The 18,369-nt window shown below is 63.9% G+C and carries 19 protein-coding genes; 12 read left to right on the top strand and 7 right to left on the bottom strand.

Features of this window, described 5'->3' with window-relative positions:
* The first annotated feature begins 505 nt into the window (after window positions 1-505).
* Window positions 506-862, top strand: a complete 357-nt coding sequence (locus tag XI04_RS01085) for a hypothetical protein (protein WP_028142639.1) — start codon at window positions 506-508, stop codon at window positions 860-862.
* A 46-nt stretch (window positions 863-908) separates the two neighbouring features.
* On the opposite strand, the gene XI04_RS01080 is transcribed toward XI04_RS01085, so the two are convergent.
* Both XI04_RS01080 and XI04_RS01075 read right to left on the bottom strand, forming a co-directional pair.
* Entirely contained in the window at window positions 909-1,484 is a 576-nt protein-coding gene (locus XI04_RS01080) for a hypothetical protein (RefSeq protein WP_028142640.1), read from the bottom strand.
* A gap of 42 nt (window positions 1,485-1,526) precedes the next feature.
* A complete protein-coding gene (locus XI04_RS01075) occupies window positions 1,527-2,057 on the bottom strand; it encodes a GcrA family cell cycle regulator (RefSeq protein WP_028142641.1) in 531 nt (176 codons plus the stop codon).
* A gap of 163 nt (window positions 2,058-2,220) precedes the next feature.
* Between XI04_RS01075 and XI04_RS01070 the strand changes: the two genes are divergently transcribed.
* Together XI04_RS01070 and XI04_RS01065 are read left to right on the top strand one after the other, a co-directional pair.
* Window positions 2,221-2,829: a S24 family peptidase gene (locus XI04_RS01070; RefSeq protein WP_271610036.1), complete on the top strand. Its 609-nt coding sequence runs from the start codon at window positions 2,221-2,223 to the stop codon at window positions 2,827-2,829.
* A gap of 113 nt (window positions 2,830-2,942) precedes the next feature.
* A complete protein-coding gene (locus tag XI04_RS01065) occupies window positions 2,943-3,218 on the top strand; it encodes a hypothetical protein (protein ID WP_028142642.1) in 276 nt (91 codons plus the stop codon).
* Window positions 3,219-3,232: 14 nt separating this feature from the next.
* On the opposite strand, the gene XI04_RS01060 is transcribed toward XI04_RS01065, so the two are convergent.
* Complete coding sequence (locus XI04_RS01060) at window positions 3,233-4,207, bottom strand: quinone oxidoreductase family protein (RefSeq protein ID WP_028142643.1); 975 nt, start codon at window positions 4,205-4,207, stop codon at window positions 3,233-3,235.
* Window positions 4,208-4,430: 223 nt separating this feature from the next.
* On the opposite strand from XI04_RS01060, the gene XI04_RS01055 reads away from it, so the two are divergent.
* The 3 genes from XI04_RS01055 to XI04_RS01045 all read left to right on the top strand — a co-directional run bounded on the left by XI04_RS01055 (window position 4,431) and on the right by XI04_RS01045 (window position 7,127).
* Window positions 4,431-4,631, top strand: coding sequence for a hypothetical protein (locus XI04_RS01055; protein ID WP_028142644.1), 201 nt, complete (start codon window positions 4,431-4,433; stop codon window positions 4,629-4,631).
* A 163-nt stretch (window positions 4,632-4,794) separates the two neighbouring features.
* Window positions 4,795-5,742, top strand: coding sequence for an AAA family ATPase (locus tag XI04_RS01050; RefSeq protein WP_028142645.1), 948 nt, complete (start codon window positions 4,795-4,797; stop codon window positions 5,740-5,742).
* A gap of 5 nt (window positions 5,743-5,747) precedes the next feature.
* Window positions 5,748-7,127, top strand: a complete 1,380-nt coding sequence (locus tag XI04_RS01045; RefSeq protein WP_271610037.1) for a vWA domain-containing protein — start codon at window positions 5,748-5,750, stop codon at window positions 7,125-7,127.
* 19 nt (window positions 7,128-7,146) lie between these two features.
* Here XI04_RS01045 and XI04_RS01040 read toward each other — a convergent pair whose 3' ends face one another.
* Window positions 7,147-7,329, bottom strand: a complete 183-nt coding sequence (locus XI04_RS01040) for a hypothetical protein (RefSeq protein WP_212475626.1) — start codon at window positions 7,327-7,329, stop codon at window positions 7,147-7,149.
* Between the two features lie 351 nt (window positions 7,330-7,680).
* Between XI04_RS01040 and XI04_RS01035 the strand changes: the two genes are divergently transcribed.
* Together XI04_RS01035 and XI04_RS01030 are read left to right on the top strand one after the other, a co-directional pair.
* On the top strand, window positions 7,681-7,902 hold the full coding sequence (locus XI04_RS01035; RefSeq protein WP_028142648.1) for a hypothetical protein: 222 nt from the start codon (window positions 7,681-7,683) through the stop codon (window positions 7,900-7,902).
* Window positions 7,903-8,154: 252 nt separating this feature from the next.
* Window positions 8,155-9,474 carry a dicarboxylate/amino acid:cation symporter gene (locus tag XI04_RS01030; RefSeq protein ID WP_271623360.1) on the top strand — a complete coding sequence of 440 codons (1,320 nt, stop codon included), beginning with the start codon at window positions 8,155-8,157 and terminating at the stop codon, window positions 9,472-9,474.
* 12 nt (window positions 9,475-9,486) lie between these two features.
* Here XI04_RS01030 and XI04_RS01025 read toward each other — a convergent pair whose 3' ends face one another.
* Window positions 9,487-10,860, bottom strand: a complete 1,374-nt coding sequence (locus XI04_RS01025; protein ID WP_212475624.1) for a hypothetical protein — start codon at window positions 10,858-10,860, stop codon at window positions 9,487-9,489.
* A gap of 101 nt (window positions 10,861-10,961) precedes the next feature.
* Window positions 10,962-12,221, bottom strand: coding sequence for an allantoate amidohydrolase (locus XI04_RS01020; protein WP_271594210.1), 1,260 nt, complete (start codon window positions 12,219-12,221; stop codon window positions 10,962-10,964).
* Window positions 12,222-12,583: 362 nt separating this feature from the next.
* On the opposite strand from XI04_RS01020, the gene XI04_RS01015 reads away from it, so the two are divergent.
* Window positions 12,584-13,069, top strand: coding sequence for a nucleoside deaminase (locus XI04_RS01015; protein WP_028142652.1), 486 nt, complete (start codon window positions 12,584-12,586; stop codon window positions 13,067-13,069).
* A 28-nt stretch (window positions 13,070-13,097) separates the two neighbouring features.
* Here the strand turns inward: XI04_RS01015 and XI04_RS01010 are convergent, their stop codons facing one another.
* Window positions 13,098-14,201, bottom strand: a complete 1,104-nt coding sequence (locus XI04_RS01010; RefSeq protein ID WP_212475620.1) for a hypothetical protein — start codon at window positions 14,199-14,201, stop codon at window positions 13,098-13,100.
* Between the two features lie 565 nt (window positions 14,202-14,766).
* Here XI04_RS01010 and XI04_RS01005 point away from each other — a divergent pair.
* From XI04_RS01005 to XI04_RS00995, 3 genes are read left to right on the top strand one after another with little or no spacing between them, the layout of a single operon-like run.
* Window positions 14,767-16,338 (top strand): ABC transporter ATP-binding protein, encoded by a 1,572-nt coding sequence (locus XI04_RS01005; RefSeq protein ID WP_212475619.1) that lies wholly within the window; start codon window positions 14,767-14,769, stop codon window positions 16,336-16,338.
* Window positions 16,322-17,413 (top strand): ABC transporter permease, encoded by a 1,092-nt coding sequence (locus tag XI04_RS01000; RefSeq protein ID WP_271610038.1) that lies wholly within the window; start codon window positions 16,322-16,324, stop codon window positions 17,411-17,413. Before XI04_RS01005 ends, XI04_RS01000 begins: the two co-directional genes overlap by 17 nt.
* On the top strand, window positions 17,400-18,317 hold the full coding sequence (locus XI04_RS00995; RefSeq protein WP_271610039.1) for an ABC transporter permease: 918 nt from the start codon (window positions 17,400-17,402) through the stop codon (window positions 18,315-18,317). The genes XI04_RS01000 and XI04_RS00995 overlap by 14 nt, the downstream gene beginning before the upstream one ends.
* The last annotated feature ends 52 nt before the right edge of the window (window positions 18,318-18,369 follow it).

Raw genomic sequence — 18,369 nt, 5'->3', positions numbered from 1 at the left:
GCCGGGTGGCCCCGGCGGGTTGGCACGCCGAATGACATGTCCAAACGACAGGCTCAACCATCTGGTTGCAATTATGTCAAGGAACAACCCGTCCGGCAAGCCCAACAGTGCCTAAAGCGATGCTTCGTCTGCATCGCACCACGGCAATTCCGGATAACAGGTATATCGACCGCCGTCACCCACCTGCGTCAAGAAGCGTCATCAATCACGCACGCAGCTCCAATCGCCGTCGATCGGCACAACGTTTCTGCTTGTTTCCGATATGAACGGACATTCGGCTGCGAATGAGCCCTTCTCAGTGCCTACACGTAATTGTTGAGTGCGACCTCGGCGGTTGTATTAACGGCAGAATAACGATCGATCTCGCAAGCCGGATATGTTTCCGCCGGTGAACCGTTGTCCATGAACGAACGACCAAGCCGTTGCGACACGGCCACGCAGACAACGGGCGCCATGGCTGAAAACTCTTCGATTCGGGCGCGCCTCAGCACCAAAGGACGACGGCATGCTTTCTCGCTGCGATCTCATCAAGGGCGCCGCGGTCGCGCTTTTCACCCTCTCGATACAAGGCGCATGGGCGCAGGAGACCAAGATGAACCTGTTCAAGATCGTCACCATCAAGGACGAGATCGTCGTCGGGTTGTCGGCGGAGGAGCTTCAGGCGCTCGGCGGCAATGATGCGAGCGCGGTTGCGCACGCGCTGGCGCAGAAGGGCGATCTCACGGTCTGGCAATATAACGTGCATCGCGGCCCGAACGGTGAATTGCAGCAGGCGCCGACCGCCAGGATCGGGCTTTTGGCCAACGCCTCGCTCCGCGTCGAACCCTATTCGACGCCCTACCAGATCGTCCCGCATCCGTGAGCGGCAAACTGGCGCGCCCGCGGCCCAAACCGCAGGCGTGCCGTTGTCATCTGCGCCGCCCTGCCTGCCGTGTCCCCGTTTCCGTCGCAAAACCGTAGATCAGCGCCAGCCGGTCGAGGCACTCGCGAAAGCGTCGCGCAAAATAGTCGTTCCAGCGCTGCGTACGGACAGCACGACGCTGCCCGATCTGATCCATGGTCAGGCCCAGCACCAGCACGTCGTGCACCAGCGCAGCGCCGTCGGTCCCGAGTTCGCGCTCGACCTGGTTCAGCCGCAGCACCGCCTGGCGCTGGCTCTCGGTGACCGGCTCGCGCGTGCGCGCGCCATCGACATATTCGCGGGTCGGGTCCATCGCCTGAGGGCCCCGCTCCGCTCTCTCCCAATCGTTCTGGAAGGCGCGCCCGCCGAGAAATTGCGCCTCATCGATCTGGTGGTGTGCATGCAGCCGTCCCAGCGGATCGCCACGGATCGACCGGATCGCCACGATCTTCTCACCAGCATCGAGCGCCAGCGGATTGTCGACCTCGACCTCCGCCACTTCGGCATTGAATGGCACGTCGCGGGACCGCCGGTCGTGGATCTGCGCCAATTTGTAGGACTTGTTGCGTCGGACACGAGCCACTTGGATACTCCTTGCGAAATCGACGATGAAACGGGTGAGAGTTCAGGCCGCGAAGACCAGCTTCAGCACGACGGGACCGGGGACACGGGCGGACGCAGCCCCGGAGCGACGCGTCAGGCCCGCATGCGGGGCGCAATAGCTGGAGCCCGGCTGGCGCGGATGGCCGCAGAAGGCGATCTCCTCCCCGTCCTTGTCGCCGCCATAGGGATAGCGGCAGTCGGCCGGATCGAGGTCCACCAGTTGGATCAGGCGCGGCTGAACGCCGACGCAGCGCAGCTTCACCCGCACCGCAGGCTTCATTGCGGACTTCGGCGGCACGTTCAGATTCGGTAGCACCGCGCGGCGCGGCGAAACCGGGGCCTCACCCGGCAAATATGGCGCGACCGATGGGCTCACGATCCATTCCGGCATGACGAGCCCGAGCCGCTTGGCGCGGCCGATCACCGCATTGCGCGTGTAAGCCGTTCCAAACCTTGCGTTAATCTGCCTTCCGATTTCCGCATAAGACATGCCTTTGAGAAAATAGTCGCGAAGCGCGTCGGAGTGCTCCGACGGCCAATGGCCCGGTTCCATGCTGCTGTCCTGTGATGCGTCTCCTCCGATCGCACGACCGGGGCGAAACAGACATTCCGGTATTCCGAAGCACAAGTCAAGCGATAATTCTGATATTCATAATTGCAATAATTCCGAATTTCGGATTACAAGAGCGAGACGATGGGTAATCGAGGGAATCACCATGTTGGACGTTGCAATGATCGAGCGGGGCCTGGAAAAGACAGGCAAGAGCAAGGGCGGCCTCGCGGCGGCCATGGGCGTGCGGCCCGGCGCGGTCTCGGAGATCCTCGGCGGCGAACGCCTGGTGAAGGCCTCGGAAATCATTCCGATCATGGAATATCTCGAGCTCAATCTCGCGCCGATCATGGGCCGCGTCGGTGCCGGCGCCGTGATCGAGCCCGATTACGAGCAGGTCCCCCCGGAGGGTCTCGGCGACGTCGCGCTGCCCTTCCCGATCATGGAAGAGACTGTCGCCTTCGAGATCGTGGGTGATTCGATGCTGCCCAAATACGAGAGCGGCGACGTGATCGTGGTCTACAAGGATCAGCGCCATCCGCTGTCGAGCTTCTACGGCGAGGAGGCCGTGGTCCGGCTCAAGACCGGCGAGCGTTATTTGAAAACGATCGAGCGGGGGAAAAGCCCGTCCGTCGTCAATCTCACCAGCTTCAACGCCAAGCCGATCGTCGGCGTGAAGCTCGATTGGGTGGGTGAGATCTGCCTGTCCATGCCCAAGGGCCAACTCGAGCGGCTGCGCGCCAAGTCGGCGCGCCCCCGCAAGAAGGGCAAGTAGGGCATCGGCACGGCCGCCGATTTCGCTTTTTCGAAATCGGCCTTGACTTGATTCTGTTTTTCGGAAATAATCTGCCGCGCGCCCGCAATGGGGGGCGCGGCAGAGTCGTTTTGATGCAATATTTCGTCGTGATGATCGACTATGGACGGCGGGGCCGCGAGGCGGTCGTCGACCCCGAAATCACAAGGCGTGAGGTCATCTCCCGCATCGCCTCGGGCGAATACCGGAATGTCTCGTTCATACACGAGATCGCCGGGAGTTCGGTCGAGGACGTCACCGAGGCGATCCTGACCGAGGCCGCCCTGCCCCGGATCCCGCCCGAAGACGTCGACCTCCAAGCAATTCACCTCGATCACGCCCGCGATGTGCGCAAGCATGAACGGACGTGACGCAGGCCCGGACATCACACCAGAAGGACGGTCGATCCCGTGGTCTTGCGTGCGGCGAGATCGGCATGCGCCTTGGCGGCGTCCTTCAACGGATAGGTCTGGTGCACCTCGATCTTGACCGCACCGGACTTGACGACGTCGAACAGCTCGTTCGCCATCGCGACCAGATTTTCGCGCTTGGCGGCGTAGGTGAACAATGTCGGCCGCGTGACGTAGAGCGAGCCCTTCTGGGCCAGCAGGCCGAGATTGAGCGGCTCGACCGCGCCGGAGGACTGACCGAACAGCGCGGCGACGCCGAGCGGCGCGAGGCAATCCAGCGATTTCAGGAATGTGTCCTTGCCGACGGAGTCATAAACCACCGGGACCTTCTTGCCGCCCGTGATCTCGTCGACCCGCTTCACGAAATCCTCGCGGGTGTAGATGATGACGTGGTCGCAGCCATGCGCCTTCGCGAGCTTGGCCTTCTCGTCGTTGCTGACGGTGCCGATCACGGTCGCGCCGAGGTGCTTGGCCCACTGGCTCAGGATCAGACCGACGCCACCGGCCGCGGCATGCAGCAGGATTGTATCGCCCGCCTTCACCCGATAGGTCTGCCGGATCAGATATTGCGTGGTGAGACCCTTCAGCATCATCGCCGCCGCGGTCCTGTCGTCGACCCCCTCAGGCAGCTTCAGCAGGCGGTCCGCGGGGATCAGCCGCGCCTCGGAATAGGCGCCGAGCGGCGAGGCGCCATAAGCGACACGGTCGCCCGGCTTTAGATCGGTGACACCGGGCCCGACCTCCTCGACGACACCGGCGGCCTCGCTGCCGAGCCCGCTCGGCAGTTGCGCCGGATACAGGCCGGAGCGGTTGTAGATGTCGACGAAATTGAGGCCGACGGCGGTGTGGCGGATGCGCGCTTCGCCCGGTCCGGGCTTGCCGACGCTGACCTCCTCCCAGACCAGGACTTCCGGACCGCCGGTCTTGTGAAAACGAATGGCATGCGTCATGGGCGTTACTCCCTTATCGTTGGTTGAGGCTCCGAAAACCGGATCGGCCGCAGAAATAGGCATTCAGTCCGCCCGTTACAGTACAGACACGTAACAAGAATGTCACAGCGCGCGACAAACGTCCGCCGTTCCATCTCCGTTCGATAGAGTTGATGACGTGCCTGGAGCGACCGGCGGTAGCTTCCGCGCGGGGTTTGGTTGTCGCCTGCGAAGGAGAGCCGAGATGCCAGCTTATGTACAGCATCATCAGGACATCGAGATCGCGCCTGTGAATTGCCCGGCATGCATGGGGTTCCTGCCGATGTATGTGCGCGAGGTCGAGCCGCATTGGAGCCTTGCCAAGATCGACTTTGTCTATGAATGCGCCGATTGCGGCGCCGAGGTCAGACAGACGATCCGCAAGCCGGAGCTGCTGCGGCACTGATCGCGCGAACGGCGAGCCGCGCAAATATCCGCGCCGACACGTATTTGCGTCGAGCGGAAAAAGCGCCGTCCGTGCGGGTCTGATGCCTCCCAAACGAGGCTTGTTCTTTGCCGGGAACGCAGGCAGAACAAGCCCCAAGCAAGACCTTTGGGAGCGCCCTTTCGTGGCTGATCAGAAGGCCTCGACCTCGATCGAGGCAGTGGAGAGCGGCCTCGCCGCGCAGGGCTACATCGCGAGCCGGCAGATCGCGACCGCCGTCTATTTGTCGCAGCAGATCGAGAAGCCGATCCTCGTCGAGGGCCCCGCGGGCGTCGGCAAGACCGAGCTTGCCAAGGCGATCGCGGCCTGGCGCGGCATGAAGATGATCCGCCTGCAATGCTACGAGGGTCTCGACGAGGCCAAGGCGCTCTACGAGTGGAAATACGCCAAGCAGCTCCTCTATACGCAGATCCTCAAGGACAAGCTCGGCGAAGTCCTCGGCGGCGCGCAGACGCTGCACGCCGCGCTCGACCAGTTGCACGATTTCGGCGACGTGTTCTTCTCCAAGGAATTCGTCGAGCCGCGCCCCTTGCTCCAGGCGCTGGAGCAGCCGGGCGGCTGCGTGCTCCTGATCGACGAGATCGACAAGTCGGACGCCGAATTCGAATCGCTGCTGCTGGAGATCCTGTCCGATTTCCAGGTCACGATCCCCGAGCTCGGCACCGTCTCGGCGATCACGCCGCCGACGGTGATCCTCACCTCCAACAGCGAGCGTGACCTCGGCGACGCCCTGAAGCGGCGCTGCCTGCATCTGCATATCGGCTTCCCCGAGCAGCGGCTCGAGGAGCGCATCGTCGAAAGCCGGGTGCCCGGCATCTCGCAGGCACTGCGCCGGCAGATGGTCGGCTTCATTCACGAGATCCGCTCGCTGGATCTGAAGAAGCTGCCCTCGGTCAGCGAGACCATCGACTGGGCGCGCGTGCTGGTGCTGCTCCAGGCCACGGAGCTCGATACCGAGCTCGTCAAGGACACGCTCAACGTGCTCTTGAAGTACGAAGCCGACATCGAGGCAGCAGCGCCGCAGGTGACGACCTTCATTGCCAAGGCGGCACGGTCCAACGTCTTCGGTTGACGCCGATGCGCGAGAACTTCCATCGCTTCTTTCGGGCAGCACGCGGCGTCGGCGTTCATGTCTCGCCTGCCGAGAGCATCGATGCGATGCGCGCGGTCGCGCAGGTCGGCCTCTCCGATCGAACCATCCTGCGCGACGCGCTGCTTCTGACGCTCGCCAAATCGCAGGACGAGAAGCTCGCGCTCGGCGACTGCTTTGATCTGTTCTTCAGCCAGCCGGAGCCGCGACAGCATCAGACCGAAGCGGGCAGCGAGGAGAACGCCTCGCAGGATCCGGATCAGTCGCCCTCCTCCGGCTCGGCCAGCGAAGCGGGCGAGGGACAGCCTCCCGAGGGCTTGGGCCCGCTCGCACAGATGCTGCTGTCGCAGGACCGCAACACGATCGCAGCGGCGATTGCCAGCGCTTCCGGCGCGGCCTCCCTGTCGGATATCCGCTATTCCACCCAGCGCGGGATCTTTTCCAGCCGCATCCTCGATGCCATGGGCCTCCAGCGCCTGCGCGACGATCTCGACGCGCTGACCGCGACCAACCCGGCACTGGCCGAGCGTCTGCGCGCCGCGCTCGACGCCTTGCGCGAAGCGGTGCGCGACACCGTCTCGCAGGGGCTTGCGCTCTACGCCCGCGAGGAGGCCGAAAATCTCCGCAACGAGATCCTTCGCAATGCGCCGCTCGCCCGCATCGAGCGGCGCCAGGTCGCGGAGATGCGCGCCCTCATCCGCCAGATCGCGCGCCGCCTGCGCGAGCGCTATTCGAAGCCGCGCAAGCGCCAGCGCCGCGGTCATCTCGACGTCCGCCGCACACTCCGCCGCAATGCGGCCTGGGGCGGCGTGCCCTTCCTCACCGCATGGAAGCGCAAGCATCGCGACCGGCCGAAGATCGTGGCGCTCTGCGACGTCTCCGGATCGGTCGCGCAAGTCTCCGATTTCTTCCTGCTCCTGATCCACTCGCTGCACGAGGTGGTCGACGACGTCCGCTCCTTTGCCTTCTCCTCGCACATGATCGAGGTCAGCGAGATCCTGGAAAAGAAATCGCCGGAAGAGGCGATGGCCGAGATCATGTCCAAGGTCGGCTTCGGCTCGTCCGATTACGGCTCTTCGCTGGTCGATTTCGAGAAGGACTTCATGAGCACGCTGACGCCGCAGACCACGGTGATCGTGCTCGGCGATGCCCGCAGCAACAACCTCGACCCGCGTGCCGACATCCTGCGCCGCATCTCCGAACGCTCGAAGCGGCTGGTCTGGCTCAATCCCGAAGGACGGCTCGCCTGGGGCTTTGGCGATTCCGAGATGCCGCGCTACGCGACCTTCTGTACGGTCGTGCGCCAATGCGCCACCGCGCAGCAGCTTGAGCGCGCGGTGTCAGATATCGTGGCGACTTATCAGTAGGTCTTGCTCGCGGCCAGCGTCAGTTCCGCGCAGGCTCCGCCTGGCCGATATTGCACTCCCGGAAGTGATAGGCAATTTCGTCGAGCGCGCGCTGCTCCCATTCCTCGGCTTGCGCGAGCCAGAAAACCCGGCGATCGAAATCGAGCGCGGCGCGCTCCCGGCACAGGGATTCCTGACTGCGAATTTTGACCAGCCTGTTCATGCACTCCACTCCTGCAGCGTGAAGTCATTCCCCGGGGATCACCGTAACAGAATCCTCAACCTTTCGCTTCACGATTTCTGTGCATACTGCGACGCAGAATGGGACAGCAGCGCTTCCCGTGCACCGCGACAACTTGCAGTGCAGCATCAAACGGAATTCATCAATATGTGATCGAAGCTCGGGACGATATTCGCCAACGAGCGATCTTTACTCTTGTGGCGCAATGAAGTGCGGCAATTCGTGAAGAGACGTTCTAAACAGCGCACCGAATTCCCGACTCATTGTCGTCGCATGGTCTTCATGCCGCCCCGCTAACAGAGGCGCGCGAATGGTACTATCGCTTGAGGCAACATGAGCAACGACGTCGACTTCGATCTTTCGCCGGACCAGTGGGAAGCCCTGCGCACACTTCGCAACCCGGTGTCGGGCGGTCGCCTCTCGAAGGCCTATCTTATCGAAAGTCTCGTCAAGTTCGGTCTCGTTGTCGTCAATGACGGCATACCTGTGATGACGCCCACGGGACGCAAGGCGCTCGTGCGCGGATCGTGCCGGCTGCTGGATCTTGCGGCATGAGGTTGCCTTTCGTTTCGGCGTAGGCATAACGGCTGACGGGTCCCGCGGCTTCCTCCCCACGCGACTGTTCAGCGAGATAGGCGGCGGAGTGGTGGGCTCCGCGCCCCCGACACAGCGCTCCTGAAGCGTTGCGTCGCGCCGCCCGGGATAACAGGGCGACCTCCAGGCCGCTTTCCGGAAATACCGCGACAATCTGGCACGGTTGTTGCTCCTTTTTGACGTCCAAGTCGCGTCAAACCGGGGGAATCCACCATGTCGACCATCACCGCGGCGCCCGCCGCCGAGCCGAAGCCGCTCTACACCTCGCTGTTCGTCCAGGTCCTGGCCGCGCTGGTGCTTGGCGTCATCCTGGGCATGGCCGTCCCGGACTTCGCGATCGGGCTCAAGATCCTCAGCGACGCTTTCCTGAAGCTGATCTCGATGATCGTGGCGCCGATCGTGTTCTGCGTCGTCGTGCACGGGATTGCCGGCGCTGGCGACCTCAAGAAGGTCGGGCGGGTCGGCGTCAAGGCGCTGGTCTATTTCGAGATCATGACGACCGTCGCGCTCGTCGTCGGCCTGTTGCTTGCTTACCTCTTCGGGCCCGGCCACGGCATGAACATCGATCCCTCGACGCTGGATGCCAAAGCGCTCAACACCTACGCCGACAACGCCCACAAGCTGTCAGGCGGCGGCATCGGCGCCTTCCTGATGAACGTGATCCCGACCACCTCCTTCGATGCGCTGTCACGCAACGACGTGCTCCAGGTGCTGTTCTTCGCGGTCCTGTTCGGCGTCGGGCTCGCGCTCGTCGGCGGCGAAAAGGGCAAGCTCGTCACCAGCATGATCGATGCCGCCTCCACCGTGCTGTTCCGCGTCATGGGCCTGATTGTCCGCGTTGCCCCGCTCGGCGTGCTCGGCGCGGTCGCCTACACCGTCGGCAAATACGGGGTCGGCTCGCTCAAGCAGCTCGTGTCGCTGGTGATGCTGTTCTACACCTCGGTCGGCATCTTCGTGCTGGGCGTGCTCGGCGGCGTGATGGCGCTCGCCGGACTCAACATCCTCAAATTCCTCGCCTACCTGCGCGAAGAGCTGACCATCGTGCTCGCGACCGCCTCCTCCGATGCCGTGCTGCCGCAGATCATGAAGAAGCTGGAGCGGATGGGCGTGAAGGATTCCGTGGTCGGTCTCGTGATTCCGACCGGCTATTCCTTCAACCTCGACGCCTTCTCGATCTATCTGACGCTCGCCGTCGTCTTCATCGCGCAGGCGACCAACACGCCGCTGTCCTTCGGCGATCTCCTGCTGGTTCTCGGCGTCTCCCTGATCACCTCGAAGGGCGCGCATGGCGTGCCGGGTTCGGCCATCGTGATCCTGGCGGCGACGCTCAATGCGGTGCCGAGCATTCCCGCGATCGGCCTCGTGCTGGTGCTGTCGGTCGACTGGTTCATCGGCATGGCCCGCGCGCTCGGCAACCTCGTCGGCAACTGCGTCGCGACGGTCGTGGTCGCGGCCTGGGAAGGCGATCTCGACCGCGCCAAGGCGGCCAAGGTGCTGGAGGGCGGTGAGCTGGTGGACGTGACGGCGGGATAGCGCCCCGCTGGATCAGTCATTCCATTGCAGGAGCGGCGTTCCATACGCCCTCCTCCAGACCGACAGGAAGCGCGGAAACCAGGAATGGGCCACGGCGCCCTTGTAGGCCCAGGTGCGATACTTCAGCCCCTGTTCCGAGATCAGCTCCTGATATCCGCCGTGCACTTCGGTCGCGGTGCGAATGTCCTTCAATATCCCTTGCGCGCAGGCCCGGTAGTGATCACCGCCGGAGACCTCGTCGTAGTCGAGCATCCGGTCCGCGAACTCGACGTTGAACGTCGGCCAGGACGAGCGCCCCTGATAGGCGGGAGCCGCAATCTTGTGGATCATCTTGTTCCGCGGATTATCCGCGGACACCAGGAAGTGGAACGTAGAGGGTATGCGAAAGCGCGGCTCCGCGATGATCAGATCCGCCGTCGCCGCGAACAGCGCCCGCTCGCTCGCATCGTTCATATCCCAGAAGCCGCGATGCACGCTGACGAAATCCAGCGCGACCGAGGACGCCGGCGGGCCCTTCGGACCATCCAGAGAATGCTTGATGTAGCCGTCTTTGCCGAACAGACGGAGCAGGTCCTTCTTGTACTGCGCAAGGCCGCGTCCGAGCAGCCGCTTCAGCTCGTTCTCGTCCACGATTCCGAACTGCACGCTCCACAGGAAGGTTGTGTAGACGCAGGCATTGGTGACAAAGCGCCTGCGTTCCGCACGGGTATCCGTTGCAGCGGAGCGAGGGCCACGGGCATCGCACAGCAAATACCTGGTGCCGTCATCGTCGAACGGCTCGAGCTCGCTTGCGAGCTGCAGGACCGCACGCTTCAGGTCGCCGCCATATTCGGCCAGCAGCAGCCGGCCGGCATGCGCGCATTGTGCCATCGCCAGATAGGACGGCGCCCTCTGATCGGCCGAGATCATCTGCTGCAGGCCGGCCAGAATGCCGAGCAGCGTATCCGACGGGCGCGAAAAATAGTTCACGCCGAGGTACCGACCGCGTCCCGCCGGGACGATGGTGGTCGTGACGACATCGGCGCGAACCGCCTCGAGCAACAGACGGATGCTCTTGTCGAGCAGCCGGGCCCGCCGCACCGCGTCCTGCGCATCCATGATGGTCTCGGGGTCGAGGACATCAGGATAGAACCAGGCGAAGTCACGGGGATAATAGGCGGATGCGTGCGGCGCGCCCGTGACGAGGAAGGCCTCGGTCACCGAAAAGGCGCTGTCCATCGAGTGCCGGTAAAGGTCCTCGATGGCCGACAACGAATGGTGCGACCTTCTCAGGAATCGATCACCGAGAAAATTGACCGCCTGGAGGGCGTTGGCGAAAAAGGTTGCGGCCACGCCTTGGTAAAATCGGTTTCCGCGATCTGAGGGCAACGAGATATCGCTATTCATATGTGGCTAGGGTAACTTCGACGGTGCGGCCACCACCCAAAGCATGGCTGATTCGTATTTCGTCCAGATGACGCACCGGCTTCCAGCGGGGCTCCTTCAGCCTACCCTTCCCGGGGCCTGAAATTCTCGATCACCCGCAGCAGCACCCGCGCACCGGCGTCGGCATCGGCGAGCTCCACATGCTCGTCCGGGTGGTGGCTGATGCCGCCGCGGCAGCGGACGAAGACCATGCCGACATCGGCGATGTCGATCATGGCCATGCCGTCATGCCCTGCTCCGCTCGGCAGCTCGAACACGGAGAACCCCTCCGCTCCGATCGCCTGCGCGATCTGCTCCTTGAGCCACGGCGCGCAAGGCGCGGTGCGGTTCTCGTGGGTGACGTCGAGCTGGAGGGCCAAGTGCCGGCGCTTGGCGATCGCCTCGATCTGGCGGACGACGTCAGCCACCGCGCGCTTGCGGTGCATATCGGTCGGCGCGCGCATGTCGATGGTGAAGGACACCTCGCCCGGAATGACATTGGTCGCGCCGGGCCTCGCCTGGATGTAGCCGACGGTGCCGACCAGCCCACTCTCGTCGGTGCGGCAAAATTGTTCGATCGCCCCGATGCATTCGGCCGCGCCCGCGAGCGCGTCGCGCCGAAGCGCCATCGGCACCGTACCGGCGTGCCCTGCCATGCCGGTCAGCCGCGCGGCAAGGCGCGTGGCACCGGCGATCGCGGTGACGACACCGACAGGCAGGTCCTGCGCTTCCAGCACCGGCCCCTGCTCGATGTGCAATTCGAGATAGGCAAGCAGCTCGCGTCGCGCCCGCGCGGCCGCTCCGATATGATCGGGATCGAGGCCGAACTGCACGAGCGCATCGCGCATCGACACACCGTCGCGGTCGCGCACATTCAAGACACTCTCGTCAAAGGTGCCGGCCACCGCACGGCTGCCGAGCAAGGTCGAAGCGAAGCGCACGCCCTCCTCGTCGGCAAAGCCGACGATCTCGATCGCGAACGGCAGGCGCTTGCCACGGCGATTGAGATCGGCAACGCAGGCAATGGCCGTGATCACGCCCAACGGCCCGTCCCATTTGCCGGCATCGCGTACGGTGTCGTAGTGCGAGCCGAGCATCAGGCAGGGCGCGCCGGGCCGCTCGCCTTCGTAGCGGCCGCAGACATTGCCGATTGCGTCAAGACGCGCGCTCATGCCGGCATCGCGCATCCAGCTCAGCAGGAGGTCCGCCGCCTTGCGCAACTCCTTGGTGAGATAGATGCGGGTGAGGTTGTCGCCTGCTTCCGAGATCGCAGCCAGATCGTTGATCCCTCGCACGATCTCTTCGCCGAGCGATGCATTTTGAACGGCGTTGACGGCACTCATCTCGACGAGCTTTCTCTTCTCTGGACCGCGGCAGCGGCTGTCTGGCGACCATCGGTACACGTTCGGCGGCCAGTCACGCACCGGCGCCCGTCCCAACCTGCGCGTGGTTAGCATGAATGCGCGTACGCGGCAGGCTGCGTCACGCCGGTCATGCACAGGCGCACCAATAGTTTCACCTTTATCAGGACCCGAACGGCCCGCATAATCAATATTTTCAATCGGTTATCCGGAAGGTACCGTCAATGAACCCAGCCGGCTGGTGGAGATGTTCCACGGCGAATTCGTGTATGAAGGACGGGCCAGCGAAGCTGGTCATGCGACGATCGGCCGGCGCATGGCGGGGCACTGACGGCGGAGGATCGATGGCCAACGCATCCGAGCGTGACGAGCATTTTCTGCGTTTGTCCTTCGCGGTCGCCCGCCGCTCCCTCACCCATGGCAACCACCCGTTCGGCTGCATCGTCGTCGATGCGGACGGCAAGGTGCTGATCGAGACCGAGAACGGCTACATGCCGGATCATGACGGCACCGCGCATGCCGAACGTCTCGCGGCCACCCAGGCCTGCCGCACACTCGGCCGCGAAGTGCTGGCGACAGCGACGCTCTATTCCTCGGCAGAGCCCTGCGCGATGTGCGCCGGCGCGATCTACTGGGCCGGCATCGGCCGCGTCGTCTACGGCCTCAGCGAGCATCGCCTGCGCGGCGTCACCGGCAACCATCCGGAGAACCCGACCCTCGACCTGCCGTGCCGCGAGGTCTTTGCCAGCGGCCAGCGGCTGACCGAAGTCGTTGGTCCGCTGCTCGAGGACGAAGCCGCAGCGCTGCACGATGGCGTGTGGACGAAGTAGACACAAACTCCGATCAGTAGGGTGCCGATCAGAACTTCACGGTGATGCCGGAGTAGAGCGAGGACTCGGTGCACGATCCCGTGCTCACCGTCCGGCCACCGACCGCCGTGGTACAGCCGACGGCAAGGTTGTGATCGAGACCGAACTTGTTCTGCCAGTAGCGGTAAGCCACCCAGACGTCCACGAAGTGCGAATACTTGTCACCCCAGGCGGCCTTCGAGGCATCGAAGGTCAGGCGGATGGGCTCCGAATTCAACTCGACCGCCGTGTTGTAGACGCCGTTCGCCGGGCTGTAGGGAAGCGGTTCGGTGTCGGTGCCCTTCTTGCCGTACCAGCCGGCGCGGCCGCTGATCGAGAAATATTGCATGTTCGGCGGCAGGAAGCCGAGATCCATGTAGTAATTGACCTCGACCGCCCAGGTCGGCTTGAACGAGGTGTTGCCGTCTGCAAGACAGGTCACGCCGGGAACGCCGGCACCGAACAGTCCGCACTGGCTGAACGAGTTGTGGTTGGCGAACTCCCAGTACACCAGCGGCGCGACGTTGATGTAGCCCTTGTAGGGCAGATCGAACGCAAACTGCAGACCGCCGACGACGTCGCGCTTGGCGGCACCGAAATATCTGTTTTCGGTATTGGCATCCATGCCAACCTCGAACGAGATGTTGTGAAGCGGCCCCGCGGTGAAGGCCTTGGTGTCGAAGAGCTCATTCCAACCGAACGTCGAGCGGAACAGTCCGTAGATCTCCGTTGCACCGGCGCAAATTGCCGGCGCGCCGAAGATCGTGCCCGCGTTGGTGCAGGGCCCGGACGGGTCATTGTGATCGGACTTGAACATCGAGATGGTGAAGAAGTTCGTGCCGTATGCCCAGAGATCGAAATGCGTGAACGAGTAGACCTGCTTGGTGGTCTTGCTGTCGATCGACCCATCCGGCCGGAACGACCATGCACCGGGCTGCGAGGCGTTGAAGATGTAGGAGAAGGTGACGCGGTTATCGATCACCAGGAAGAACGGGAGATCCGCCGCCTTCTTGGCAGCCTTGACCGGCAGATCCGCCGCGAAAGCCAAGCCACCGGTGGCGAGCGTAGCAAGTGACAGCGCCGCTGCTGCAATTGCCCTGAAACGAAACGACATCCTGAATACCCCCAAGTGTGGACACGTCAATGAACGCCCTTGGGTGCGAGACTTGCGCCGATCTCCCGGAGGGAGAAGCCTCAACTTTTTTCAAGGAATGCCGCTTGTTTCGGCAAGGGGCGGCGCCTCTTCGTAGGATTTAGCAGGCTTTCTGCAGCCGGCATGCGGCCGGCGACGCCGGCTGTTGCCGGATATTCCCGTTTGATTTCGCTCTTCTTTCATGCCGAGCGGATATTGCAGGCGCGATGGTCGGGAGCCAATGTTGCGTCGATCCGCATTGCATAAGCGCGATGGCGCAACTTTGCTCACTGCGACGTCAGGTCTGCATAGCGGGTTCCGATTTGGCTTGGACCGTCACAAATCTGCAACAGGCGCCGGCGACAGCCAAGCCGGCATGGCCGAGCGTGGGCGTTTGAGCAGGGGGGCTTCGTCTCGGCCGGCGCGGGCGCACCGACACAAGGTGCCTGCCACAGCGTTGAGCAAGGGATGACGCATTTTCACACCTTACGCCGGGGCTCAAACTGGCCCACTATCGCGGCATTTCACCATGCAAGCGCATCAGCGAATGTTGGATTCGACACCTGACGACCTGAATTCCGGCGAGCCCCCGCTGCTGCGGACGATCGGACTCACCAAACGCTATGGCGATTTCCTCGCCAACGATTCCATCGACCTCGATATTTGGCCCGGCGAAATCCACGCGCTGCTCGGCGAGAACGGTGCCGGCAAGTCGACGCTGGTCAAGGCGATCTACGGGCTGATCCAGCCCAGCGCCGGCGAGATTCGCTGGCAGGGCCAACAGGTCGTGCTGTCCGGTCCCTCCGAAGCCCGCAGCCGCGGCATCGGCATGGTGTTCCAGCACTTCTCGCTGTTCGACAATCTCACCGTCGCCGAGAACGTCGCTCTCGGCCTCGATGGACGAGAATCCTTCAGGGACATGTCGGCGCGACTGGAGCAGGTGTCGAAGACTTACGGCCTTCCGCTCGATCCCAAACGCGAGGTCTGGCAATTGTCGGTCGGCGAGCGCCAGCGCATCGAGATCGTCCGCGCGCTGATGCAGGATCCGAAATTCCTGATCCTGGACGAGCCCACCGCCGTCCTGACGCCGCAGGAAGCCGATCAACTGTTCGTCGTGCTGGAGCGGCTCAAGGCCGAAGGCCGCGCCATCCTCTACATCAGCCACAAGCTCGAGGAGGTGAAGCGGCTCTGCGACACCGCCACGATCCTGCGCGGCGGCAGGAAGGTCGAGACCTGCGATCCCCGGCGCGAGACCGCGGCCTCGCTCGCCCGCATGATGGTCGGCGGCGAGATCAAGCAAGTGAAGGCGGCATCCGGCCGGAAGACCACCGTTCCGCGGCTCGTCGTCAACGATCTTTCGCTCGCACCAGGCGAAGCGCACGGCGTACGGCTCGAGCACATCTCGTTCGAGCTGAAGGGCGGCGAGATCCTCGGCATCGCGGGCGTCGCCGGCAACGGCCAGGACGAACTGTTCGCCGCGCTGTCCGGCGAGCGCCTGTCGAAGGACCCGGGCACGGTGGTGATCGAAGGCATTGCCGCCGGCCATCTCTCCATCACGCAGCGGCGCAAGCTGGGTGCTGCGTTCGTTCCCGAGGAGCGGCTCGGTCATGGCACCGCACCGCGCATGAAGCTCTCGGAGAACGCGCTGCTCACCGGACACGCCGCCAGCGGCATGGTCCATCGCGGCTTCATCAATACGGCGGCCACGCTGAAGACCGTCGACCGTGCGACCGAGACGTTCGACGTCCGCAAGGCCAAGCGCGATCCGGAAGCCGCATCCCTCTCCGGCGGCAATTTGCAGAAGTTCATCGTGGGACGCGAGATCCTGCGCAACCCCGCGGTGCTGGTGGTGAGCCAGCCGACCTGGGGCGTCGATGCCGGCGCCGCCGCCGTCATTCGCCAGGCGCTGCTTGATCTGGCAACCGCGGGCGCCGCCGTTCTCGTGACCAGCCAGGATCTCGACGAGCTCGCTGAGATCGCCGACCGCATCGCCGTGATGTTCCACGGCAAGCTGTCAGCACCGCTCGCGACCCGCGAGGCGACGCGCGAAAAGCTCGGCCTTCTCATGGGCGGCAGCAGCCTCGAGCCAAGGGAGGCCGCGCATGCAATTGGTGCTTGAGAAGCGCGCCGAACGCTCGGGCACGATCGCGCTGGTCTCGCCGCTGATCGCGATCGGCCTGACGGTCGTCACCATGGTCATCCTGTTCGTGATCCTCGGCAAGAATCCGCTGCTCGCCTTGCACGCCTATTTCATTGCGCCCTTGACCGACGGCTACTCGCTCCAGGAGATCGCGGTGAAGGCGACGCCGCTGGTGATGATCGCGATCGGGCTGTCGCTCTGCTATCTCGCCAATGCCTGGAACATCGGCGCAGAGGGTCAATTCCTGATCGGCGCAGTTGCCGGAAGCTGGATCGCGGTGAAGACGCAAGGCACCGATGCCGGCGCCTGGGTGCTGCCGGCGATGCTCGTGCTCGCAGCCGCCGCGGGCGCGCTCTATGCGCTGATCCCGGCGATCTGCAAGGTGAAGTTCGGCGCCAGCGAGATCCTGACCAGCCTGATGCTGGTCTATGTCGCCGACCTCTTTCTCGACTATCTCGTGCGCGGGCCCTGGCGCGACCCCAACGGCTTCAACTTCCCGACCACGGCCGAGTTCGATCCGGTGGCGACTGTCCCGTTGCTGATCGAGGGCGGGCGGCTGCATCTCGGCTCGATCATTGCGCTTCTTGTCGTCGCGGCGGCCGCAATCCTGCTCGGGCGAACCATCAAGGGTTTCGAGATCCGCGTCGTGGGCGCAGCCCCCCGTGCCGCGCGGTTCGGCGGCTTCAACGCCAATCAGCTGATCATCCTGACCTTCGCGGTATCAGGCGCGCTCGCAGGTCTCGCCGGCATCATCGAGGTGGCAGGTCCGGTCGGACATCTCCAGCCTGGCATCTCCCCGGGCTACGGTTTTACTGCGATCATCGTCGCCTTCCTCGGCCGGCTGAATCCGCTTGGAATATTAATTGCAGGCCTGTTCCTTGCACTGACCTTTATCGGCGGCGAGCAGGCGCAGATCGCGATGAAGATTCCATTGGATGTCACCAAGGTCTTTCAGGGCATTCTGCTGTTCTACGTGCTCGCCTGCGATTCCCTGATCCTCTACCGCTTCAAGTTGAGCTTCCCGAACCGTCAGGTGGCCCGTGGAACTCATTGAAGCCATCATCCTCTCGGTGCTCGCCGCGTCAACGCCGCTGCTGATCGCCGCGACCGGAGAGCTCGTGACCGAGCGCTCCGGCGTGCTCAATCTCGGCGTCGAGGGCATGATGATCGTTGGCGCGGCCTGCGGCTTTGCCGGCGCATGGCTCACCGGATCGATCTTCATTGGCGCGCTGTTCGGCATCATCGCGGGAACGATGATGTCGCTGATCTTCGCATTGATGGCCCTCGGGCTCGCCGTCAACCAGGTCGCGACGGGTCTTGCGCTCACCATCCTCGGCGTCGGGCTGTCCGGGCTGATCGGCGCCGGCTTCGTCGGCGAGCGCATCACGCCGGCAGTCCATCTCGCCATTCCGGGCCTCACCGACATCCCGCTGGTCGGGCGCGTGCTGTTCGGCGAGGACGGCTTCGTCTACTTCTCGATTGCACTCGTCGTCGGCGTCTGGTGGTTCCTGTACCGCACGCGGGCGGGATTGATCCTGCGCGCCTGCGGCGACAACCACGCCTCTGCGCACGCCCTCGGCTATCCCGTGCTGCGCATCCGCACCTTCGCCGTGATGTTTGGCGGTGCCTGCGCAGGCCTTGCCGGCGCTTATCTGCCGCTCGCCTATACGCCGTTCTTCATACCCGGCATGACCGTGGGCCGCGGCTGGATCGCACTGGCGCTGGTGGTGTTCTCGTCCTGGCGGCCGGGCCGGCTCGTGGTCGGCGCCTATCTCTTCGGGGCAGTGACGATCCTGCAATTGCACGCGCAGGGCTGGGGCATCGGCATTCCCTCGCAATTCATGTCGGCGCTGCCTTATCTTGCGACCGTCATCGTGCTGGTCCTGCTCTCCCGCGCGCGCAGCGGCGGCTCGACCGCCCCGGCCGCGCTCGGCACCGTGTTCGTACCTGACCGCTGAATTTCATTTCCGCGGCGCGCGCGATGGGGCGCGCGCGTTGCGCATCGTGGCT

Origin of the sequence: Bradyrhizobium sp. CCBAU 11430 (genome assembly GCF_028128855.1) — a bacterium.
Lineage (GTDB): Bacteria > Pseudomonadota > Alphaproteobacteria > Rhizobiales > Xanthobacteraceae > Bradyrhizobium > Bradyrhizobium ottawaense.
This window is presented reverse-complemented; position numbering and strand designations above follow the sequence as displayed.